This window comes from Alteromonas aestuariivivens, assembly GCF_003367475.1.
Taxonomy (GTDB): Bacteria; Pseudomonadota; Gammaproteobacteria; order Enterobacterales; family Alteromonadaceae; genus Alteromonas; species Alteromonas aestuariivivens.
Genome location: NZ_QRHA01000004.1, coordinates 322,888 through 346,083 on the forward strand (window position 1 = coordinate 322,888; position 23,196 = coordinate 346,083).

Consider the following 23,196-nt stretch of genomic DNA (forward strand, 5'->3'; position numbering starts at 1 on the left):
TGTATTTTTAACCGATAGCTAAAAAGTGCGCACCCCGTGGAGGAATTGTCATGACCATTACCGCTTTAAAACCGCCGCCGTACACAGGCACTCTGCAATCTTCATCTCAGCCCAGGGTGGTATCCGGAACCGCATCGGAAGACGTTGTGTTGTCCAGCGATGCCAGCATGGGGATCCATAACTTATTGCCAAGTTCCGAGCGCTTTTTCGGGCTGTCTGCTAAAGATCGTAACCTGCCCTCTGTTCTTTCTCTGATTGATTCCTGCATCCCTGGGGCAGTGGTCAATGAGATAAAAACCGTCGTGGCAACAGAAACCCCCTGGCGGGGCATCATTGCGTTTCGCACCCCCAGGGGCACTCAATGGAAAGACACCTTCGTGCGCCCCGTATACCGCCAGAACAAGGTAGTGGGAACCCAATGGCTGCTGAGCACACCCGAGCACGAACTGATTGAAAAAGCCCAGCGTGTTTATGCCAGCAACACATCGTCCTCATCCATTATGCCATGGGTTGCCGGTGTCGCTGTGCTGGCCACCCTGGCCTGCATGGCGTGGCTCACCTCAGATATCGCTGCGGTAGTACTTGGGGCGCTAGCCATAACTGTGGGGTATTGGTCGGGCAACCACCTGTCCGTAAAAAAGAACAAACTACTGGGCAGACTGGATGCCGAGCATTTTCCGTTGCAGCGCAAAGTGTTTGCAGATTCGCCTGCCACCGAACTGCTGGACTACGAAGTTGCCTTGAAACAAGGGGCGCTGAACGCCGCCATGTCGAGGGTTAACGCAGGTACAGATGACCTTTCAGAAGCCCTCAATGCCACCAAAGCCAATGCGGAACAACTGGCCAGTGCCGCTGAACAGATGTCCGCTTCGGCAGAGCAGGTATCTGCAGCCTCACACCAGATGACCGAAGCCATGGATGAAATCAGTTCTTCCGCCGAGGCTACCGCCGCAAGCTGCAAGGAAGCCCGGGTGAAGGTACGCAAATCGTCGGAAATGGTAGAAGAAGCCTCAGGCAGCATAGAATCGCTGGCGAAGTACATTCAGCACAGTGCCGAAGCCACCCGCTCACTGGTAGAAAAAAGTGAGGCTGCACGCCAGTTCAGCCAGAAGATTGACAAAATTGCCGAGCAGACCAACCTGTTGGCCCTGAACGCCGCCATTGAAGCAGCCCGGGCTGGGGAAAGTGGCCGCGGTTTCTCAGTGGTTGCCGATGAAGTGCGGGCGCTGTCGCAGAGCACCCAGGAAGCGGTGGATGAAATCGAAGAAACCATTTCCTCAATAGCCCAGTCGATTAAGGAATGGCAGCAGGAAATGCAGCAACAGGTGGAAACCGCTGAACGCTGCGCCCGTTATGCAGATCGGTCACGCAACGAAATGAACGACATCCAAAAAGAGGTGCTTTCAATTTCCGAGCAAATGGACCAGGTGGCCACCGCGTCAACGGAAACCACGCAGGCTCTGGCTGAAGTGAACAAGGCCATTCAGGAAAGCAAAACCGTTACCCGCGAGATCAGTGAGCTGTCTGCCGATACGTTTGAAAACGTTAACGGTGTCGGGCACCGCCTCCGGGAGTTCCGCTCCATTTCTTCAGCATTGCTCGACGATTGATTCAGCATACAACATCGTGCGGCTAGGGCTGCACGGTGTTCTTTTTGGCCAGTAACTCCAGCATCGCACCATCAAGTAATTGCTGCATTTTTTGCCCTGAACGCAACACCGATTCATCGCTGGCCCCGGGGTAAGAGGCCTGCGCCGCCACGGTAAATGAAACAGTGTGAGTTTTCAGTGGCAGGCAAACCTGCGCCAGCATCACATTTTCACCTGTACCACGGGTTTCGGAAGGGCCCCAGCCAATCTTTTGATGGATACGCCACTTCCCTCCAGTGACAGCATTCAGCGCCTTTTCGGCCTGTTCTGAATTCAATTCAGGCTGCAGAGTAAGAGCCCGGGCAATCGCCATACCCAGCTGCAGGCTGATGCCGCGCATCATGCCCGCCGTGGGTAAGTTGGCGTCGGTGTGGCCGTGCCCGGTAAACAGCACATCAATGTCACCTGCCTGCAAAAACGGGTGGCGGGTTTGTGGGTCTGCCTGATGCATCGCCAGGCGCTTTAACCACTCAGCCATGGCCAGGGTCGTCATGGTTTTGTTGCCGGTCAGGCCACAATTGTCACAGCGGTAGGGCAGATAACCCGGGTCATCGCCATTCGCTGCAAATATCTGATAGGGCGAGCCTTGCTCATCAGCTGAAGCACGCCATACTGCAGGTTCAGGGGAAAGCAGACTGGTTTCGTAGGCGCCTCGAAACATCACATGGCCATCGGCTAAATTGAGCCAGTCTTTGTGGAACAGGCGGGTCAGGAAATCCCGCCCGGCCATGTTGGCAAAGTAGCTGGCAATGGCATTGGAGTCTCCGTCTGCCGTTCCGTGGGGAGCGTAACTGTGGATGCTGGTGATGAGATCAGCAATGTTGTACTGGCCAAGGTAACCATTGCCGCCAACCTTGTGCTGCTGTCGCAGCGCCGCCATGGCAGCGGTGTAGGCAAATACCTTGGAGGAACTCCAGGGTTCAAAATGGTCTCTTTCTGTGCCATTGGAAAGGTAACGATAGGCCGGCGTTGCGCTGGAGGTATCCGTATCAATGACCAGCACTTTCCCCAGTTCAGCAGGGCCGGAGAAAAACTGCCAGTCGTGACTGATGCGCTTTTCCCAGCCAGCCTGCTGGTAATTAACCTCACTGGATTTGCGATAATCGCCGTTGGTACTGCCTTTTATGTTGCTGCATGCAGGCGATAATTCTGACATCTCTGCCGGTACCCAGAGCGGAGCATTCATGCGCTGGTTAATTATCTCCAGACTGTTGTCTGACTCCTGTGCCACTGCAGTTCCTGCCATACACCCCATGATCACCCACCTGCCTAACCGATTTGCCTTACCCAACCAATTCACCCGTAATCTCGCTTCAAAGTTTGTTCAGCACCAATCTATTGAACTCGCCGCGAGATTGCAAAGCATTGCGTAACCAATTCAAAATCATAGTTTTTTTAACCATTGCAAGGCAACCTTTTACTACAGTGTCAAACGGAGCCTGATCAGAAGCCCGAATAATCGTCGTAAATGCAGTACACTATGCGTAATTGTGAATTTGAGGACGTGAGAGTGGCCGTACACTGGTTTCCCGGGCATATGCACAAAGCCCTGAAAGAAATAAAGGAAGCAATGGGGCAGATTGATATTCTGATTGAGGTGCTGGACGCCCGCATACCCTATTCAAGTGAGAACCCGGAAATTGCAAGGGTCCGTGGTGACACCCCCTGCCTTAAAATTCTCAACAAATACGACCTCGCAGACCCAGAGGTTACGGCCACCTGGCAGGCCCATCTGGAAGCCGAGCGGGGGGTGAAAACTCTTACCACTTCCAACGATAACCCCGCCAACAGCAAGCAAATCATTGAACTGATACGCAGCGTTTGCGCCCACAAAGACGTGCCGGGCAAGTCCATCAAGGCCATGATCACCGGCATCCCCAACGTGGGCAAATCGACGCTGATAAACCTGCTGGCGGACCGCATCATTGCCAAAACCGGTAACGAACCGGCGGTTACAAAAAGCCAGCAGCGCATTAACCTGGGCGGTGGCGTGGTGCTATTCGACACCCCGGGAGTGTTGTGGCCAAAGGTGGAAAACCCCAATTCCAGTTACCGTCTGGCGGCGTCCGGGGCAGTAAAAAATACTGCCATGGAATACGACGACGTAGGCTTTTTTGCCGCCGACTATCTGATAAAAGCCTACCCGGAGCTAATGAAGGAACGCTTCAAACTCGAAGAACTACCCAATACCGAAGTGGAATTTCTTGAAGCTGCGGCGAAAAAGCGCGGCGCAATAATGGCTGGCGGGCGAGTGAACCTGCACAAAATCTGCGAAGTGCTACTGACCGAGTTGCAATCAGGCAAGCTTGGCCGTATTACGCTGGAAACCCCGCCAATGATAGAGCAGGAAAAACTGGCAATGGCCGAAGAAGCGGCCAGAAAAGCCGCCGCCAAGGAAAAACGCAAACAGAAATTCAAGCAGGGCTCATTGACCCCGGACAAAAAAGATCGCAAGGAAAAACGCACTGAAAAGCGCGAAGCACAAAGCCAGCGCATGAAAAAGCGCCGCAGCTAAGAGGTGTGCTGATAAGCAAAAGCGCAGTGAAAACTGCGCTTTTTACCGCTCATCTTCGATTTAACTGCTCTTCCCCGACTGCCGCCAACGCTGCGGCTTCAGCCACACGAATACCATCGATGCCGGCTGACCAGATGCCGCCGGCGTACCCCGCGCCTTCACCCGCCGGGTACAACCCTCTGACGTTAATGCTCTGGTAGTCTTCGCCACGCTTAATGCAGACCGGTGACGAAGTGCGGGTTTCCACTCCGGTCAGCATGCCATCCGGCTTGGCAAAGCCTTTGATTTGACGGTCAAACGCCGGAATGGCTTCGCGGATGGCTTCAGTCACAAACTCCGGCACTACCTTGCTCAAGTCTGTCAGGGTAATGCCCGGTGTGTAGGAGGGTTTGACGTCACCCAATTCAGCGCTGGGTTTACCGCTGAGAAAATCACCAATCAGCTGCGCAGGAGCATGATAGTTTTCTCCGCCCGCTTTGAACGCAAGCGCCTCCAAACGGCGCTGCAGTTCAATGCCCGCCAGCGGGTGGCCGGGGTAATCCTGTTCAGGGGTAATGCCTACCACAATCGCGCTGTTGGCGTTACGTTCGTGGCGTGAGTACTGGCTCATGCCGTTGGTCACCACCCGGTTTGGCTCCGATGCTGCGGCCACCACGGTCCCCCCCGGGCACATACAGAAACTGTACACCGAACGGCCGTTTTTGCAGTGGTGCACCAGCTTGTAGTCGGCCGCACCAAGAATAGGGTGGCCAGCGTTGTCACCAAAGCGACATTTATCGATCATGCTCTGTTCGTGCTCAATGCGAAAGCCAACCGAAAACGGCTTGGCTTCCATGTAAACACCCTGCTCGTACAGCGCTTCAAAGGTATCCCGGGCACTGTGGCCCACCGCCAACACCACCTGCTCGCAAGGTAAGTATTCGCCATCAGCCAGGTAGAGGCCTTTAATACGCTGGCCCTGTTCATCGGTTTCCAGGTCGAGCTTTTCAACCCGGGTGCTGAAACGGATTTCGCCACCCAGATCGAGAATTTTCTGGCGCATTTTTTCCACCATGCTGACCAGCTTGAACGTGCCAATGTGCGGTTTGCTGACGTACATGATTTCTTCCGGTGCGCCAGCCGCCACAAATTCATGCAGCACCTTGCGCCCGTAATGTTTGCGATCTTTCACCTGACTGTAGAGTTTACCGTCGGAAAACGTACCCGCACCGCCCTCGCCAAACTGAACGTTGGACTCGGGGTTCAGAGGCTGCTTGCGCCAGAAACCGAAGGTATCCTTGGTGCGCTCCCGCACTGCTTTGCCACGCTCAAGCACAATGGGCTTAAAGCCCATCTCGGCCAGGATCAGCGCCGCAAACAGGCCACACGGGCCTAACCCTACTACCACCGGCCGATGGGCAAGATTCTCCGGTGCCTGGGCCACGTACTTGTAGCGCATGTCAGGAGTAAGGCGCACACTCTGATCGCTGACAAAGCGCTTGAGCAGGACATCCTGATTGGCGACTTCAACGTCGAGGGTATAAATAAGCTGAATGTCTTTGTTGTTACGCGCGTCGTACCCCCGCTTGAACAGGTGGTAAGAAACAAGCTCACCGTCAGGAATATTGAGTTTGTTGAGAATCGCCAGTTTGAGCGCCTGCTCTTCGTGGTTCAGGGGTAATTTGATATCGGTTAAACGCAGCATATTGCAAAGACTCTGTGATGTGCCGGGCGGCCTCTCCGCCAGGGCCCGCTAATTTTAATGCACTTGGTGAGGTTTCGGTAGGTAAATTGGCCCTTCCGTGTAATCAGACTTGAGTTTTAAAGCGGCTTCTCTACACTTGTCACCCATCCGCTGAGACCTGATTACCCGAACACCAATGACCTTCGTAGTGACCGACAATTGCATTAAATGCAAATACACCGATTGCGTGGCCGTGTGCCCGGTAGACGCTTTTTTTGAAGGGCCGAATTTTCTGGTGATTGACCCGGCCATCTGCATCGACTGTGCGCTGTGTATGCCCGAGTGCCCGGCGGACGCCATTTTTCAGGATACTGAACTGCCGCCGGATCAGAGCGAATATCTGCAGATTAATGCCGAACTGAGTCAGCAATGGCCAAACATTAATGAAGTTATACCCGCGCCGGCAGACGCAGATGACTGGAATGGTGTGCCGAACAAGCTGCCGCTACTGGAGCGCTGAACAAACGCTCAGGAATTAGCCCTTAAAGCCTTTACCCACCACATACACCTCGCGGGAACGGGGGCGGGAGGCCGCAGGTTTGCGAATGATCACCTTATTGAACGAGCTGCGCACGTCTTTGACGTATTCGTCGTAGCCAACGCCCTGGAACACCTTGGCGCAGAAATTCCCCCCCGGTTTAAGTACGTTACGCGCCATATCCAGCGCCAGTTCCACCAGATAGATGGACGCATATTGATCGGTGGTGTTCACGCCACTGAGATTCGGCGCCATATCGGAAATGACCAGATCCACCTGATCGCCATTGAGGGTCTCCAGGATCTGGTTGTACACCGCTTCGTCGGTGAAATCGCCCTGAATAAAATCAACGCCGATGATGCTGTCCATTGGCAATATGTCCGAAGCAATTACCCGCCCGGAATCCCCCACTGCCGGTGCCACTATCTGCGACCAGCCACCCGGCGCAGAGCCTAAGTCCATTACCACTTTGCCCGGCCCGAACAGTTTGTCTTTTTCGTTGATTTCAAGCAGCTTGTAGCTGGCACGGGAACGATAGCCGTCCATTTGTGCCTTTTTCACGTACGGGTCGTTAACGTGTTCGTCCATCCATTTTTTGCTGGTTTTCGATCGAGCCATAACGTGAGTCTGCTTAATGTTGCCGCGGGGACAGGTATTGTAATCTTGCGCGCTGGTTTTGCAAATTTGCCGCGCTGCAATTGGCAAGGTTTCTGCCAGTGCAGGCTTTTCAACTGACTTGATTCAGCCAACAAGCTACACTATGTGCGTATTGCTGCTGCCTGGGGCCCGAAAACATCTTTTATGAAACTCGACGACGTTAAAAAACTGCACCACAAGAAGTATCGCGCCCAGTTCGGTTTTTACCTGGTGGAAGGCGAGCATCTGATCCTGGAGTTGCAAAAAGCCATGCAGAGCCGCCCCGAGCTCAAGCGCATCAGATTGTACATTACTGAGGAATATCAGGCGTGGGCGCAGACCCTGAGCGACGGTTTCATTCCTACTTTGGTCAGCAAGAAAAAAATGGCCCAGCTGAGCGACACCAAAACCCCACAGGGAATCGTAGCCTGTGTGCCGTTACCCAACATCGCCACGTATCCTGCGCCTAAAAAACAGGGCGAACGCTGCATTTACCTGCACGAAGTACAGGACCCGGGTAATTTGGGCACCATCCTCAGAACCCTGGCCTGGTTCGGCAACTTTCGCCTGTTACTGAGCCCGAACAGCGTCGACCCCTTCAACCCCAAGGTAGTACGCGCCAGTATGGGCGCCATCTTCCACCTGCCGATAGAACTGGACGCAAGCCTGGACACTCTGCAACAGCGCTTTGAACGCTTCGCCTACCTCGACTTGCAGGGCAACAATGTAAAAGGTGCAGAATTCCGTGACTATCAGTGTTACCTTTTCGGCAACGAAGCCCGCGGCGTACCGCATGAAGCCCTGACCGCTTTTAAGGCCGAGCCGTTTACCATTCACGGCAGTGGCACCATCGAATCGCTCAACCTCGCCAGCGCCGTAAGCATGTGCGCGTATCAGCTTTCTGATTAGTTAAATAAGGCTTCTGCTCAGCCGCTGAATTACAAACCTTACTCCCTTCGCGATCATCATGCCAAAGACAAACATTCTGCAATGATAAGTTCGGAAATTTTTCCAATTGTAAACTAAAGTTTAAATTATGGCCGTCAGGCCCCGCTTCTCAATACCTCTTGCTAAAACCTTTTTAAACGCATCGTGAACGTGTTCACTGTTTGGTTTGCATTCAAAACTAGCCTGAATTAACAATCAATCGCGGAGAAAACCCAATGAAATTATCTTCGATTTGGACCAAAGGACTGATCATAGTCTGGGTCCCAATATTTGGCATAAACCCCTTATTCAGTGCGGCACAAGTATTGGATTTTGAAGATGTCTATGTTCCCTCATTACCCAATGGTTACGCTTACATATACTCATACCAAGGCTTTGAATGGTCCGGAGATTCCGGCAGGTACAGCTGGGTCGTGAGCAGCGAAAATGGCGATTGGTTTTCTGGCGATCAGGCGCACTCCGGAGAAAACTTTGTCTGGAATAACGGAGGCCGGGACCTTTCACTCCGTTTAATGCCCAGCCCTTTAGCGCAGCGCTTTGATGTGAGTCACCTTTGGATGCGATCTCCAGGCTACACTGTTCATGTTCGAATGAATGGTTACGTTGATGGCACTGTTATATACACCAAAAGCCTTTACCTGAATGATACCTATCAACGCGTCGACCTTGATTTTATCGGCATCGATTACTGGGAGCTTACTGATAACTATTATGGGGTTTTGATTGATGACATGAGCCTCAATGTCTCAGCGTTTAATCCCCAAGCCCCCCTCTATACATTGGAAAATCCCAGAAACGACACCCGTTCAATCAACTCGTTCGGCTACAACGCAGTGGCAGATATTGGCGATATCAATAACGACGGAGTTTCCGACCTGCTTGTTGGCGCCTTCACACAAAATGCGAAATATCGATACCAGCAGGGCATTGCATTTCTTTTCTCAGGTTCAGACGGCAGCCTGATCAAAACCATTCACTCGCCAGTTCGAGCCCACTTTGGCCAATTTGGCTACACTGTCGCAGGAGTTGGTGATCTTAATGGCGACTCTATACCTGATTACGCAGTTGGGGCACCTGGCCTTGGCATTGTTTTTGTGTTTTCTGGTGCAACCCACAACTTACTTTATCAGCTTGAGAGCAGCACTGGGCGGTTTGGTTTCTCATTGGCCCGTATCAGCGATGTCAACGCTGACGGGATATCAGATATTGTTGTGGGAGAACTCGGACAAATCCGCAATAACGGGTATGGAAAGGCTTACGTATACTCTGGTGCATCAGGAGCGTTGATCCATGAGATCGATGACCCGGAGCCGGTAGATGACAAGTTTGGCTTTCGGGTTACGGAAATTGGCGATGTCAACCGAGACAGTGTTCCCGACTTCGTTGTAGGAGCGTGGAACCGAGAATTTTCGAGTTCAGCATTTGTGTTCTCCGGCAAAGATGGGGCGCTGCTTTTTGCTATTGACGATCCAAGCCCATTGCATCTGGGGTCATTTGGGACAGGCTTAACCGGCGTAGGGGATGTTAATGGAGACCATATTCCTGACTTAGCGATTGGCGATGCCTCAGACAATGATAGAGACGGCAGCGTCTTTATTTTTTCAGGTTTAAACGGAGCGCTACTGTATGCCCTAAGCAATCCCTACCAGACAGCAGAGGGGCGATTTGGCCAGCGGGTGAAAAGCCTGCGGGATCTTAATGGTGATTCGATAATGGACCTGGCTGTAGCGGCGGGCAATAACAAAACTTATGTTATATCCGGTTTGAATGGCACCCTGATAGCAGTCTTGGATGGTGGCGAGACCTTTACAGCCATAGCCGACATCAATGGCGATGGCTGGGATGAACTAGCCACCACTACCATTAACGACAAGGTATTGGTTTATAGTGGTAATTTCTGACCATACCTTGTCAGGATGCAGAAAAGGTCACCCAATATACTGCTCACAGCACAGCTATGTTTGGCGAAATGCCAAATGATAAACAGACACTTGCGTTGCCTTAGTTCCTGCCCGCTTTAACTGGCGATCAAGGACTGAGGCAACACTTTAGCCTGCGGGAAAACGTTGCGCAGTTCCGGCTGTGCCAGTTGCCAGTGCTGATGTAAGACCGTTGCGATCCAGTCAAAACTGTTTGAGGTGGGCATCAAATCCCGCTGCTCATACAACTGTTCCGGCGCAAGCCCCGGCCACTGGCCCAACACCTGCCCACCACGCACCGCACCACCAGCCAGCAACAAGGCACTGGCGGTACCATGATCGGTGCCCTGAGTGCCATTTTCTTTGGCCGTACGCCCAAATTCGGTTGCAACAATAATCACGGTATTTTGCCATTCCTTGCCCAACCCCTTTTGCAGTGCCAGCAACCCCTGATCCAGCTCACTCAACCCCCGGTTCAGGCGATTGGCCTGTTGGTTATGGGTATCCCAGCCGCCGACTTCCAGCATGGCACAATCCAGTTTGGGATCTTCGAGCATTAACCTGGCGCACGCCCCGGCCAAATCTTCAAAACGGCCACGGCGTTTTGGCGCCTCCTCACTGCTGACTAATCCTCTCACCTGCATGCCTTTTTCCAGCGCTTCGTGCATTGCCGGGTTACCCTCGTACAAGGCGCTTAAACGCTCATAAAAGTCCTGTTCGGCATTGTCCAGGCCAGAAGGGTACCAGCTGTTAACCTGACTGGCGCTTCGCAGGCTCATTGGTTTGGCTCTGGATACGGCCAGTGCCGACGCCTGTCTGGCGGCCACCGCTCTGCCGAGCCAACCGCTGTCTTCATCGGTTTTCGGCAGACCACTTTCAAGATAATCCTGGCCATCAAAATGCGACCGTGATGGATAGCCGGAACCCACCGCAACAACAGGTAGCAGGGCTTTGTCCTGATACATCTGATACAGGTTTTTCAATGCAGGGTGCAGTGAAAAGGCCTTATTCAGCGGCAACAGCGGTTGGTTAAACGATTGCGACAGAGTTGGGCGCAGTTGCTGATAATGAGGGTCCTGGGTCGGGATGACGGTATGCAGGGAATCCAGTGCACCGCGCAGCAAAACCCAGACAATTTTGCGTTTACCCGGGCTGGCAGATCCAGCCACGGCATAACCTGTGGGAAACGACAGCGCGGCCATGCCCAGCAGGGTATTCCTGAGAAACTGGCGACGGTTCAATGGGCCAGGCCCTGGGTATTTTGAATTCATTTCAGGCATGCTTACCTCCACTGGAATTCAGGGCTCATTAACAGCAGGGCCAATCCCTGCTCCCGGCTTTCTGCGCGCAAGACACTTTGATAGGTGCTCTGGCTGAGGCTGCCAGCGAACGCATCCTGCATCAGAGCCTCGGTATTGATACGCTTGAAACGCGCCGCAACAAGATTGGCCCAGTCTGCGCGCGTCATCAGTGCCGTGGGGCTCAACCAGGTTTGATTTTCATCACTGAATCCGGCGGGTGAACCCGCGCTAAAAGGTTGCTGACCGAGATCAGTCAGGATCCCGGTCAGATTCTTTCTACCGTAAATATTATCGGCACTGAGTAATCTTACGGTCGAAATCAGAAACTCTCTTGGGGTCTTGAATTTGGTTCGGGCAGGCAATTGCCACAGTTCATCAGAGCTCAACAGGGCGCTCATCACAGTGTGCAAATTACCCTGGCTGGTTAGCCAGCTTTGGGTGAGGGTGTTTAGCAGCTCAGGATAAGCTAGTTCACCAACAAAATGATGGATTAACTTTTTGCAGATAAACTCGGCAGTTTTGGGGTGACCGGCGAGGTCTTTCAACATATGCTCAGCCTGCTGCACGCCTTTTTGCGTGTAGCGTTGCCCAAGCAGCGTGCGCGCTCCGGGCTCATGGCCTACGGCACGAAATACAAAGCCGTTTTCCTCTGCATTCAGCGATTTTTGCACGCTCCAGCCGGTCAGTGCTTTGGCTAATTCGATTACGTCCTGCTGGCTGTAGCCACCATCCACCCCCAGGGTGTGCAGTTCCAGAATTTCTCGGGCCAGATTCTCATTTAACCCCTTACCCTTGTTCTTCCCTAACCGGGAGTTTTCGCCAAACGAATTTTCATTGTTCAGATAGATAAGCATGGCCGGATGCTGGCTGACAGCCAGCAACATATCCGCAAAATTGCCAAGCAGATTGGGGGCGATAGCCTCTCTTTCCAGCGTTGATGCCAGCCCCGCCATAACCCGCCCCTGCGCAGATACACTGAAGTGATTGGAGAAAAAGTCCAACAGGCGAAAAACGATACTTTGCTCACTGTTGATGGCGGCCCTGAGCGTATCTTCAGATAGCACGCGCAGAGTTTTTCTGGCCTGCGAGGCTATTTTTTCATCCAGCGGTTGCCCATCTTTCTTGGCTTGTTTGTTGGCCTGGTTGTAATGCGTAACATCGGCCAATACCTGCTTGGAACCCGGCAATTCACTAGAAAAGATTGGCGTTGTCAGGCAATCAATACACCATTGTTTGGGGTCAGATGCGGCCAGCTGCAGTTCGCCTGGCTTGCCTCCGTATCCCAGATGGTTAACGGCAATGCAGGCCGCACTTAAAGGCTTCGCAGAGGTACCCGATCTGCTCATATGCCAATCCATTGTTTTCAGTTTTGGATATTTTCACTGTACTCGGCCATTCGGACCCGGCCAATCGGATTTACAATTTATTTACAATGACATCAAACCAAAAGCCCTATGCATGCTACGATCTCAAAGTCTCTTTCACACTTTGCTTTGTGCCTGAACACATAAAAAATATCTGGCAACCTCATCGGTCGCTAAATATCTCTTCAATTTGCAATTGAAATAATCGAGCAAACTTAAACGCCAGCGGCAGAGATGGGTCGTACTTCCCGGTTTCAATGGCGTTGATAGTTTGCCGGGACACTTCCAGGGCTGATGCCAAGTCAGCCTGGGTCCAGTCTCGCTCTGCACGCAATACTTTCAAACGATTATTCATTGGTACCGCCTGCTGCCAATTAACACTAACACCACATAGCATACGGCCATAACCATCACGAGAATACTAATTTGAGCGGGACCATCAATTAATCGCAGGTTGTCAGCCATGTCATAACCAATACCGGCCACTAAACCAACGCCTAGGGTGCCCGTCATGGCATCCAGTTGAATTTTGCGCTGAAGCTCGTCAAGGTTTTGTAAATAGGCGCGATTAACCAGAATGAGTTTAACTCCGCTGCCGACATAAACCAGCATCACCCAAACGGTAATGACCGGATGATAGTCCCACCAATATTGGGCCCCAAAAGTAACCAGCGCAACGCAGACTAACCAAACGCCCGTCCAAATTGCCAATCGTAATGTCATTGCATTCATAATGCCCCCAAATGAAAAGCAAGATTGTCATTAAGTAAAACACACTTTACAAAAATAATCTTAAGTTTCTTTCGGCAGAAGTCAAGTTTATTTGACATTGCGAGCATAAAAAACGGCCACTATTTGTGACCGTTACTTTTACGAATATTCTATCAATAGCGAAGTTATGAATTCGCTGTTCGAGTATTTATTCCACCGTTACCGATTTGGCCAGGTTGCGCGGCTGGTCCACGTCGGTACCCTTGATCAGAGCCACGTAGTAGGACAGCAACTGCAACGGGATGGTGTAAATAATGGGGGCGATGGGGCCCTCGCAATGAGGCACATTGATCACCCGCATGGTCTCATCGCTGGCAAAATGGGCGTCTTTGTCGGCGAACACGTACATGATACCGCCACGGGCACGCACTTCTTCCACGTTCGATTTGAGCTTTTCCAGCAATTCGTTATTTGGGGCCACCACAATCACCGGCATTTCTTCGTCAATGAGTGCCAGCGGGCCATGCTTGAGTTCCCCCGACGCGTACGCCTCGGCGTGAATATAAGAGATCTCTTTGAGTTTCAGCGCCCCTTCCATAGCTATTGGGTACTGATCGCCACGGCCCAAAAACAGGCTGTGATGCTTGTCGGCAAATTCTTCCGCCAAATCCTCTATGCCCTGGGTTATGGCCAGCGTTTCTTCCAGCTTGGCCGGAAGGCTGTTAAGCGCAGCTACAATCGCCTGGGTTTGTTCTGCTTCCATGCCGTTACACTCGCCCAATGCCAGGGTAAGCATCAAAAACGCGGTAAGCTGAGTGGTAAACGCCTTGGTAGAAGCCACACCAATTTCGGCACCGGCCCGGGTCATAAACGCCAGGTCCGATTCACGCACCAGCGATGAACCGGGAACGTTGCAAATGGTCAGGCTGGCCATGTATCCCAATTCTTTCGCCAGCCTCAGCGCCGCCAGCGTATCAGCAGTTTCGCCAGACTGGGAAATGGTGACAAGCAGGCTGTTGTCGTGCACTACCGATTTGCGATAGCGAAACTCAGAGGCAATCTCTACGTTACAGGATACATTGGCAAACTGCTCCAGCCAGTAACGGGCGGTCATTCCAGCGTGGTAGCTGGTTCCACAGGCGATAATCTGCACATGCTGGACCTTCGCGAATATCTCCTGTGCCCCTTCGCCAAAGATGCCCGGCAATACACCGTGTTCACCCAGACGGTTCTGTAACGCATTGCGCACAACCGTAGGCTGCTCATGAATTTCCTTGAGCATATAGTGACGGTAGCCGCCTTTGTCGCCAGCATCGTGTTCGATGTTGGATTCAATCACTTCGCGTTCAACCGGATTGCCGTTGACGTCAAAAATTTTCACCGTACGGCGGGTAATCTCTGCCACATCGCCTTCTTCCAGGAAAATAAACCGTCGGGTTACCGGCAACAGCGCCATCTGATCAGAAGCGATGAAGTTTTCCCCCAATCCCAGGCCAATCACCAGCGGGCTGCCACTGCGGGCTACCACTACCCGGGTAGGGTCTTCTTTGTCCATGATCACCGTACCGTAAGCGCCGTGGAACTGGGCTACCGCACTTTGCACTGCCTCCAGCAGGCTGCCACCTTTCTGCAGTTCAGCGTGCACGGTATGGGCAATGGTTTCGGTGTCGGTGTCGCTGGTGAAGGTATAGCCCTGTGCAGCCAGCTTTTCTTTCAGACTCAGGTAATTTTCAATAATGCCATTGTGCACAACCGCGATGCGGTCGCTGGAAAAATGCGGGTGGGCATTGGCTTCGGTTACGCCGCCGTGGGTTGCCCAACGGGTATGGGCAATACCGGTCGAACCCAGCGCGGGTTTGTCACCAATGGCATCCACCAGCTCTTGCACTTTACCGGTACGGCGAATTCGGGTCAGGGTACCATCGGGTTGCAGCAGCGCCACACCGGCAGAGTCGTACCCCCTGTATTCCAGGCGTTTCAGGCCTTCCAGCAAAATCTCCACCACATTACGTTCGGCTACCGCGCCTACAATCCCGCACATGTTTATTCTCCGTCTGATGCTGCCTGCATCACAGTCACGCCCTGTTGCTCAATGTGGTGTCTGTGTTCAGCACTTAAGTTGTGATCGGTAACCAGAATATCGATTGCCGACCAGGGTAATTCAAGATTTGGCATCTTTTGATGCAGTTTGGCGGACTCAGCCATCACCACGACACGCGCTGCAGCCCGTGCCATGGCTTGGGAGAGCCCGGTTAATTCGTTCAGTGTGGTGGTGCCGCGCTGGATGTCCAACCCGGAAGCCCCCACAAAGGCCCAGTCAAAGCTGTAGGCCTCAATCATTTTTTCAGCCATTTTGCCCTGGAACGACTGTGAAGTCGGGTCCCAGGTGCCACCGGTCATAAGCACCGTTGGTTCGTTTTCGGCTGCCGTCAGCGCCTGCGCCGCCCCCAGGGCATTAGTCATTACCACCAGTTTTTGGTGGTTTGTAAGGTAAGGCAACAATGCGGTGGTGGTACTGCCACAGTCGAGCACCAGATGATGACCGTTCTGAACCAGTGAAGCGGCCAGCCGGCCAATGGCCTGTTTTTGCGATGAAAGTCTGGGAGTGGGGCGATTGTCAGAGAAAGGAATGGGCGCTGCACCACCAAATTCACGCACCAAACGCCCCTGCTGGGCCAGTTGGGCCAGATCCTTGCGAATGGTCACCGCCGAAGTACCAAAATGTTCAACCAGGAATTCAACCGGCACATGGCCGTTCTCGTTAACCCAGGCTACGATGGCATCGCGACGTTGTTGCGTATTGCGCTTTTGCATCTCAAAACTTAAAAATTACAAAACGAAAGAAATATAACGACATTAACTTACTAATAGCAAGTTAATTTGAAACATTCAGGCAGAAAAACGCAACGTACGGCCCAATGACGATGACTCACCCGCCAGTTCCAGAACCCGTATAACGTCCACTACCGTAGCCGCATCGGCGGGCAACGGGCCATCTGACAGCAGCGCGCCAGCCAACTGTTGATAGAACGTCAGATATTCGCCTTTTTGCGTTGGCACTGGGTCACAGCCCTGTTGCGTACACAGCAAACCCTGTTCGCTTTCGTCATCATGGGCCCATTTTGGATCCGAAAAGCTCATGTGCGATTTAAGCTGCTGTTCCTGTGGGTCGAGGCCGTACTTTCGGTAATTACCTTCAATGCCCTGAACATCAAAACGAAGTGTATTACCAGCCTGAAACGGAGAACTTCCCAACACCGCAATGAAATCGGAGTAGAACAGGGTCATTTCGAAGCTGTCATCGCTTTGGCCACGATCACGCAGGATCAGGGTATGAGCGCAAATTCTTTCCGGCAACCCAAACAATTGCAGGCATTGGTCCACCAGATGCGGGCCCAGGTCCCAGAATATACCACTACCAGGGCCGGCATTTTCCCGCCAGCGGTCTCTCGGTAGCGGTCGAAAGCGGTCAAACCGGCTTTCGAAACGTTTCAGGCGCCCCAGACGGCCGTGATCCAGCAAAGCTTTAACCGTCAGAAAATCACCATCGAAGCGCCGATTCTGGTAAACACACAGCTTCCTGCCAACCTGCTGGGCCAGCTTAGTCAGAAACAGCGCATCCCCGCTTGAGAGTGTAAATGGCTTTTCCACCAGCACATGGCAACCAGCCTCCAGGCATTGGCGCGCCTGCGAATAGTGCATGACATTGGGCGTGGTGATCACCACCAAATCGGGCTTAAGCTGTGTCAGTGCCACGCCTAAGTCCTGCCAGACCGGGCAGTTGGGTGCCGCCAGCTGAACCTTGTCTTCATCGGAAGACACCACACCGGCCAGTGAGAGCTCCTGCGAATGCTGAATAAAAGGCAGGTGGAAGGTAGTTGCTGCGTAACCGAACCCAACAATGAGGGTTTTGATCATAATGCCTCCGCAAAAATCGGCGGTATGAATGGTTGGCGGGTGCGCAGGCACCCAGCCGGGAGATTAGAAGCTGAAGAGTGGTGCAGGCGGGTTTACAGCAACCCTCAACAGCGCTTAGAAGAGTTTAGTCTTTTTTGGTCGGTCTGGGCCAATTGGGAATAACTCGCTGCTTGCTGCGGGCAATGGCCAAAGCGTTGTCATCAACTCGAGAGGTGATCACTGACCCAGCCCCAACGGTGGCACCGGCTCCTATTTCGACCGGGGCTACCAGCGCAGAATTGGAGCCGATAAAGGCATTTTCACCAATGCGGGTTTTGGATTTATTCACACCATCGTAATTGCAGGTAATTGTGCCGGCACCAATGTTGGCATTGGCACCAATTTCCGCGTCACCCAGGTAAGTCAGGTGGTTGGCCTTCGCCCCCTCACCCAGCACGGCTTTCTTCATCTCAACGAAATTGCCCACCTTGGACTTCTGTTCCATCACCGCACCAGGGCGAAGGCGCGCGAACGGGCCCACTGTACAGTGCTCACCCACTTTGGCCTGTTCGATGATGGAGTTAGCTTCAATCACCGCGTTGTCTGCTATTTCGCAGTCAATCAAAACGCAATTTGGCCCAATCGAAACCCCGTTGCCCAGCTTCACTTTGCCCTGAATGACCGCATTCACATCAATAAACACATCTTCACCGGTTGTAAGCTCACCTCGAAGATCGAAGCGGGCCGGGTCGGCCAGAGTGGCCCCACCAAGCATCGCCGCTTCGGCCTGGCGACGCTGAAGCGCACGTTCCAGATTTGCCAGCTGAACCCGGTTGTTGACCCCCTCCACTTCAACCGCAGAGTCCGGATGCGCAGCACGGATGGTTTTTCCCTCGGTCGCTGCCATCGCTATCACGTCGGTGAGGTAATACTCGCCCTGCGCATTGTCATTACTGAGTGCCCCCAGCCAGCGCTTTAAATCTGCGCCTTTCATGATCATCATACCGGTGTTGATTTCACGAATGGCTCGCTGCGCCTGGGTTGCATCTTTATGCTCAACAATGGCGGTAATGTTTTCGCCTTCGCGGATGATACGGCCCATGCCGGTTGGGTCGTCCAGCTCTACCGTCAACAAGGCCAGATCGCAGTGGGCTTTTACGTCAACCAGGCGCTCCAGAGTTTCCTGCTGAATAAGTGGCGCGTCGCCGACCAGAATCAGCACATCTTCGTCATCTTTCAGATAAGGGGCAGCCTGCTGCACGGCGTGGCCGGTACCAAGCTGTTCTTCCTGCAGACACCAGTTCAGCGATGTACCGTGCAAAGTGGCTTGCAGCTGTTCGCGCCCATGACCATACACCAAGTGAATCTGGCTGGCCGCCATGGCCTCAACCGTATTTATAATTCGCTGCGCCATTGGTACACCACCGACTTTGTGCAGTACTTTTGGCAAGGCAGATTTCATGCGGGTGCCTTTACCGGCGGCTAAGATGACAACTGAAAACGTCATGTCGGGTCCCTGCTTTAATGCGTTTAAAAGGAGTTTGGTGGCATAGTGTAACCAAGGTCAGAGGACAAGTCAGCGGGCCAGTCGGATTAATTAAAAAAGATCCCCCTGTGCCAAACTCAAACGCTAGCGGTTGGGTAAGTGAGCAGGTATACTCTTTTGCACTGGAAAGAAAAAATTTTAAAATTCAATGCCAAGGAGCGTGCACATTTCGTGAATGTCTTTCGGACCCTTCACAGAAGTTTCCTCATATTATTTGCTGTCGTTGTCATTGCAATCGTTACTCTGGTGCATTTTAGTATTTCCAAGATTGTTGCTGAACAAAGCCGTGCACAACAGCAATCCCTTTCTCCGGCGATCGCTCTTATTGTTGAGCAATTGCTAAAGCCGCTGCATACCTCTGAGGCACTGGGAAAGTCAAAGGAACTGGTTGAATTGATGGACAATGAAAACATCGATGAGACTGAGGTATTCAGCACTCTGGCCAGGCTCAACCGGGAATTCAACCTGTATTTTTTCATTGCCAGCGAGAAAAGCCGCACCCAGTACAATTCAGATGGCAGCCAGATTGAACTCAATCCACAACAAGTCAACTGGTACTTCAAATACCGGGACACTGATGCCAACACCATTGCCGACATTGGCAAATGGGAAGACACCCACTTTTACATCGACATTAAAATTTACAACGAAAACAACGAATTTCTGGGCTTTTTTGGCATAGGTAAAAGCCTGCAAAGCTTCCTGAGCGTTTTCGATTCCTACAAACAGCAGTACGGGTACGATTTTATCTTTGTTGACGAGGCAGGCGACATCATGCTGTCTTCCGAAGCCAATCTGCTGGCAGATTATTCTGATTTTACCAATCTGTCGGAACTGCCCTGGTTTGCCAGCCTGCCAGAAGAAGTGAAGAATCAACGGGCTCTGAACAACCGCCTGATCACCATCAATCAGCAGGATTATCTGGTGGCCGAAGTTAAACTCAGCCAGTTCAAGTGGACAGTTTTTCTGTTAACCCCGCTCGACCAGCGCCAGGCCGACATTTCCCGGGCATTCATATTCAGCGTGGTAACATTGCTGGTTGTGGTGTTTGGTTTGTTCCTGCTGATCTACAACCTGCTGTATTATTTCCGTCGCGACATGCAACCGGAAGTGATTGTGCGGGTGGCCAACCGGCTGCCGGACAGAAACAACCTCGCCAGACATTACGAAGAACTGCTTTGTGAGTATCAGTCGTTGAGCGTCATTCTGGTGGACATTGACAACTTTTCGACCATCAACGATACCTACGGCCGCAACGTAGGGGATGAAGTACTCGACAGCATTTCTTCGTATCTGGCGAGCAATTTGCGTGAGAAGGACCTATTAGGCCGGTGGAGCAGCGAAGAATTTATCATTCTTTTGCCTGACACCGGCCCCCATGAGGCGTTCGACATTGCTCAAAACCTGCGACATGGATTCGGCAGCCTGCCTGCGTTAAAAAGCCAGCCCCATTTGCAGCTGACCGGGTCATTTGGAGTTTCTTTCACTGCCAGCCCAAGGCCAATGAACGAAGTCACTGCGCACGCCGAAGATGCCCTTTACCAGGCTCGTCGGGATGGGTGCAATCTGGTTAGGCTCCAATTGATTGAGTGACGACAGCCGCTCAGTTGAAACCGCTAAACCGCGCTAGGCCGGTTTCGCCGTAAACGCCCCACCACACCCGTGGTGAGGGCCACCCCAAGCAAGATCAACCCGCCACCAAAGATCGCTGTCAGCGATAATCGCTCACCCAGGAATATCAACCCCCAGAGAATACCAAACAGCGGAACCAGGTAAGCGACTGTGATAGCTTTGGCGGGCCCAAGATTGGCGATCAAATTGAAATACAGAATGTACGCTATGCCGGTTCCGGCCACCGCCAGTGCAATGGCATTCAACCAGGCTGCCGACGAGGGCTGAACGGTCGGCCATGTCGCCAGGGCCACCGGAGCCAGAACAACAGACGCCATCAACTGACTTCCTGTCGCCACCGCGATTGGCTTCACGCCCTGCAGATACCGTTTCATCATACTCGCCGCAAGGCCATAGCAGGCAGTCGCCAGCAATGCGGTTAATATGGGAAGAAAACTGACTTCACCGCTGCCCACCTTTTGTTGGCTGATAAGTGCCACACCGATAAAACCAATCACCAGCCCCACAACTGCGCTGCGAGTGAGTTTGTCTCTCAACCACAAATAGGCCACCACAGCACCAAACATGGGAGCAGTGCCATTCAAAATGGCGTTAACCCCCGCCTCCAGATGCAGTGAACTGTAATTGAACAGCGAGAATGGCAAAGCGGTATTTACCAGTCCAATTAACGCTATGGCCAGCCAGTTGTTGCGAAAATCAGGCCATGCCCTGGCGGCAAACAGGAACGGCAGCAGCACCAGACAGGCCAATACCGTGCGCACTTCCACCAGCGCATAAATGCCGAACTCAGGGGCAGCAACACGCATAAACAGAAATGAGCCCCCCCAAATTGCGCCCAGTATCAGCAATGCACCTAAATCTCTAATCGGCATTCAGCTTATCGCTCCTTCCAGTTCAAGCAAAAATTGTTTTCGCGCCAATCCCCCGGCGTAACCGGTCAGAGTTCCGTTACTGCCGATCACCCGATGACAGGGCACAATAATAGCAATAGGGTTACGCCCGTTGGCCATACCTACCGCCCGAACGGCTGTGGGATTGTCAATGCAGTTGGCTATATCAGCGTAACTGGCGGTATGACCATATTGGATGCGGGTGAGTTGTTGCCACACACGCTCCTGAAAATCAGTGCCCTTTGCGGCAAGAGGGACATCAAAACTGTGCCTGGCACCGCTGAAATACTCCTGCAACTGCGTGCAAGTACGCTGAGTGATTGGGCTCTCGCAGCTGCGATCCGGCTGATGTTCCACGAATCGTACGGCAGTAACGCCGCGATCATCTGCAACTACTTCAAGCACGCCACACGGGCTGGTAAAAAACTGATTATACACGTTACTGCTCCTTAAAAGCGGCTTCTTCATCGGCGAGCCTCCACAACTGCAGGGTAAGGTAACTGCGCCAGGGCGCGGCGCAGTCTGGGGCTAAATCCAGGGCCGCTGCCTGCTTTTGCACTATCAAATCTCCGCCAAGATAGACATCGGGCTGGCTCCTGCCCCTTAACCGTATGTAGTTCAGTGTCCAGGGCCCAACGCCTGCAATTTGCAGTACAGTATTGTCGTCCGGCTCGCCGTCACCCTGTTGAGCGCAAATACGGGCATAATCCCGCAGCGCGTCTTTGCGCCTTTGCGGCATGCGCAGAAATATTAACTCGTCAGCGGCAACCCGCTCGGGCATAGGAAAAGCAACCCCATAAGCGGTGTTTTCTCCGAGTGTATTCACCAGTAAGTTCAGATGCGAGATGGCTGCTTTCACACTGACCTGCTGACCCAGAATAGCCCGACACCCCGCTTCAAACACGGACCATACTCCGGGAATGCGCAGACCCGCCAGGCGGCGCTCTGCTGCAATACCCGCCCGCGCCAGCGCCGCATCGATCACGCAGGGGTCCGCATCCAGATCCAGCACTCGCCTGACCCGCTCAAGTACAGCATGAGCAAAGCGAACATCATCAATACTGAGCTTGACCTTAAATTCATTGCGTTGCGGGCAATGCTCTATTGCCACATGCCCGGCCACCCCCTGTTCGATAAACGTACGCTGATATCCGCGCGCATTAAAACGCTCGCACGCCTCAATTTGCCGGCGTTCCCAAAAACGCCTCACCCAATCCCAGTCGTAGGGCGGGCGATAGCAAAATGCCAGACGAAACTCCGAGTCAACCTGCGCTTGCTCAGCGCCCAGCCCCTGTCTGCGGAGTTTAGACGGCGCCAGTTGCCAGTATTTTTGCATTAATACCTGCAACCTGCGGATAGAATCAAACCCACACACCTGTGCAATATCAGTTATTGGCATTGTGCTTTGCTGCAACAGAGTTTTGGCAAACAGCAACTGGTGAAAAACCTGAAATGCCTTGGGCGAAAGCCCCAGATGCCTGCGTAAAAGGCTGTGCAGGTAACGCTCACTGATCCCCAGCCGGTCCGCAACCCGATGTATTGGCTGGGGCGGCAACTCCGACAATAGTTTTTGCGCGCGTATTACAGTAGTGTTTACCCCCAGCCATGCGCTGGAGCCGGGTGCGCTGTCTGGTCTGCAGCGCAGGCAGGGTCGAAATCCTGCCTGCATTGCCTGCACCGCCATCGGAAAATATTCTACATTACGCTCTGTCGGCAATCGTGCAGGACAGACATTTCGACAAAATATGCCAGTGCTTTTAACGGCAACGAAAAACTGCCCGTCAAAGCGCCGATCCCGGCTTAAACGGGCCTCTCTGAAACAGGCCCGCTGCTGTTCCGATACTTGCACGGAAGTTGTTGCCACGTCTCTGCCCCTAGTGGTTATGGCTCGACCAGGGGGACAGTTTACTCTTTAATTGTGCTCTCTACGCGACAAAATCGGAACTCAATCAAATCGTCATGCAGGCAATGTTTGACCATGCACACC

General features: G+C 52.8%; 20 protein-coding genes. 6 read left to right on the forward strand and 14 right to left on the reverse strand.

Going from position 1 to position 23,196, the window contains the following annotated elements; all coding sequences use genetic code 11:
* Nucleotides 1-50: 50 nt before the first annotated feature.
* Entirely contained in the window at nucleotides 51-1,610 is a 1,560-nt protein-coding gene (locus tag DXV75_RS07505) for a methyl-accepting chemotaxis protein (RefSeq protein WP_115592775.1), read from the forward strand.
* A 22-nt stretch (nucleotides 1,611-1,632) separates the two neighbouring features.
* Here DXV75_RS07505 and DXV75_RS07510 read toward each other — a convergent pair whose 3' ends face one another.
* Nucleotides 1,633-2,895, reverse strand: a complete 1,263-nt coding sequence (locus DXV75_RS07510; protein WP_115592776.1) for a hypothetical protein — start codon at nucleotides 2,893-2,895, stop codon at nucleotides 1,633-1,635.
* A gap of 264 nt (nucleotides 2,896-3,159) precedes the next feature.
* On the opposite strand from DXV75_RS07510, the gene ylqF reads away from it, so the two are divergent.
* Nucleotides 3,160-4,164 carry a ribosome biogenesis GTPase YlqF gene (gene ylqF, locus DXV75_RS07515; protein WP_115592815.1) on the forward strand — a complete coding sequence of 335 codons (1,005 nt, stop codon included), beginning with the start codon at nucleotides 3,160-3,162 and terminating at the stop codon, nucleotides 4,162-4,164.
* A gap of 49 nt (nucleotides 4,165-4,213) precedes the next feature.
* Here ylqF and DXV75_RS07520 read toward each other — a convergent pair whose 3' ends face one another.
* Nucleotides 4,214-5,848 carry an NAD(P)/FAD-dependent oxidoreductase gene (locus DXV75_RS07520; protein WP_115592777.1) on the reverse strand — a complete coding sequence of 545 codons (1,635 nt, stop codon included), beginning with the start codon at nucleotides 5,846-5,848 and terminating at the stop codon, nucleotides 4,214-4,216.
* A 175-nt stretch (nucleotides 5,849-6,023) separates the two neighbouring features.
* Between DXV75_RS07520 and fdxA the strand changes: the two genes are divergently transcribed.
* Entirely contained in the window at nucleotides 6,024-6,347 is a 324-nt protein-coding gene (fdxA, locus tag DXV75_RS07525) for a ferredoxin FdxA (RefSeq protein WP_115592778.1), read from the forward strand.
* Nucleotides 6,348-6,362: 15 nt separating this feature from the next.
* Here fdxA and rlmE read toward each other — a convergent pair whose 3' ends face one another.
* Nucleotides 6,363-6,983, reverse strand: a complete 621-nt coding sequence (rlmE, locus tag DXV75_RS07530; RefSeq protein ID WP_115592816.1) for a 23S rRNA (uridine(2552)-2'-O)-methyltransferase RlmE — start codon at nucleotides 6,981-6,983, stop codon at nucleotides 6,363-6,365.
* Nucleotides 6,984-7,166: 183 nt separating this feature from the next.
* On the opposite strand from rlmE, the gene DXV75_RS07535 reads away from it, so the two are divergent.
* Both DXV75_RS07535 and DXV75_RS07540 read left to right on the forward strand, forming a co-directional pair.
* Entirely contained in the window at nucleotides 7,167-7,910 is a 744-nt protein-coding gene (locus tag DXV75_RS07535; RefSeq protein ID WP_115592817.1) for a TrmH family RNA methyltransferase, read from the forward strand.
* Nucleotides 7,911-8,164: 254 nt separating this feature from the next.
* Nucleotides 8,165-9,850, forward strand: a complete 1,686-nt coding sequence (locus tag DXV75_RS07540; protein WP_115592779.1) for an integrin alpha — start codon at nucleotides 8,165-8,167, stop codon at nucleotides 9,848-9,850.
* A 116-nt stretch (nucleotides 9,851-9,966) separates the two neighbouring features.
* Here the strand turns inward: DXV75_RS07540 and DXV75_RS07545 are convergent, their stop codons facing one another.
* The 8 genes from DXV75_RS07545 to glmU form a co-directional block, all read right to left on the reverse strand.
* Nucleotides 9,967-11,148, reverse strand: coding sequence for a DUF1501 domain-containing protein (locus DXV75_RS07545; protein WP_245953146.1), 1,182 nt, complete (start codon nucleotides 11,146-11,148; stop codon nucleotides 9,967-9,969).
* Between the two features lie 2 nt (nucleotides 11,149-11,150).
* Nucleotides 11,151-12,515, reverse strand: coding sequence for a DUF1800 domain-containing protein (locus tag DXV75_RS07550; protein ID WP_181898377.1), 1,365 nt, complete (start codon nucleotides 12,513-12,515; stop codon nucleotides 11,151-11,153).
* 181 nt (nucleotides 12,516-12,696) lie between these two features.
* Nucleotides 12,697-12,888: a helix-turn-helix transcriptional regulator gene (locus tag DXV75_RS07555; protein WP_115592781.1), complete on the reverse strand. Its 192-nt coding sequence runs from the start codon at nucleotides 12,886-12,888 to the stop codon at nucleotides 12,697-12,699.
* Nucleotides 12,885-13,265 (reverse strand): hypothetical protein, encoded by a 381-nt coding sequence (locus DXV75_RS07560; RefSeq protein ID WP_115592782.1) that lies wholly within the window; start codon nucleotides 13,263-13,265, stop codon nucleotides 12,885-12,887. The genes DXV75_RS07555 and DXV75_RS07560 overlap by 4 nt, the downstream gene beginning before the upstream one ends.
* A gap of 187 nt (nucleotides 13,266-13,452) precedes the next feature.
* A complete protein-coding gene (gene glmS / locus DXV75_RS07565; protein ID WP_115592783.1) occupies nucleotides 13,453-15,285 on the reverse strand; it encodes a glutamine--fructose-6-phosphate transaminase (isomerizing) in 1,833 nt (610 codons plus the stop codon).
* A gap of 2 nt (nucleotides 15,286-15,287) precedes the next feature.
* Nucleotides 15,288-16,058, reverse strand: a complete 771-nt coding sequence (locus tag DXV75_RS07570; protein WP_115592784.1) for a DeoR/GlpR family DNA-binding transcription regulator — start codon at nucleotides 16,056-16,058, stop codon at nucleotides 15,288-15,290.
* A 75-nt stretch (nucleotides 16,059-16,133) separates the two neighbouring features.
* Nucleotides 16,134-17,162 (reverse strand): Gfo/Idh/MocA family oxidoreductase, encoded by a 1,029-nt coding sequence (locus tag DXV75_RS07575; protein WP_115592785.1) that lies wholly within the window; start codon nucleotides 17,160-17,162, stop codon nucleotides 16,134-16,136.
* Between the two features lie 124 nt (nucleotides 17,163-17,286).
* Nucleotides 17,287-18,648, reverse strand: coding sequence for a bifunctional UDP-N-acetylglucosamine diphosphorylase/glucosamine-1-phosphate N-acetyltransferase GlmU (gene glmU, locus DXV75_RS07580; protein ID WP_115592786.1), 1,362 nt, complete (start codon nucleotides 18,646-18,648; stop codon nucleotides 17,287-17,289).
* A gap of 210 nt (nucleotides 18,649-18,858) precedes the next feature.
* Here glmU and DXV75_RS07585 point away from each other — a divergent pair, with 210 nt between their 5' ends.
* Nucleotides 18,859-20,280 (forward strand): sensor domain-containing diguanylate cyclase, encoded by a 1,422-nt coding sequence (locus DXV75_RS07585; protein WP_115592819.1) that lies wholly within the window; start codon nucleotides 18,859-18,861, stop codon nucleotides 20,278-20,280.
* A 23-nt stretch (nucleotides 20,281-20,303) separates the two neighbouring features.
* Here DXV75_RS07585 and DXV75_RS07590 read toward each other — a convergent pair whose 3' ends face one another.
* The 3 genes from DXV75_RS07590 to DXV75_RS07600 are packed head-to-tail and all read right to left on the reverse strand — an operon-like array spanning nucleotide 20,304 to nucleotide 23,073.
* Complete coding sequence (locus DXV75_RS07590; protein ID WP_115592787.1) at nucleotides 20,304-21,191, reverse strand: DMT family transporter; 888 nt, start codon at nucleotides 21,189-21,191, stop codon at nucleotides 20,304-20,306.
* Nucleotides 21,192-21,677, reverse strand: a complete 486-nt coding sequence (locus tag DXV75_RS07595; RefSeq protein ID WP_115592788.1) for a methylated-DNA--[protein]-cysteine S-methyltransferase — start codon at nucleotides 21,675-21,677, stop codon at nucleotides 21,192-21,194.
* Entirely contained in the window at nucleotides 21,649-23,073 is a 1,425-nt protein-coding gene (locus DXV75_RS07600) for a DNA-3-methyladenine glycosylase 2 family protein (RefSeq protein WP_115592789.1), read from the reverse strand. The genes DXV75_RS07595 and DXV75_RS07600 overlap by 29 nt, the downstream gene beginning before the upstream one ends.
* Nucleotides 23,074-23,196: the final 123 nt, after the last annotated feature.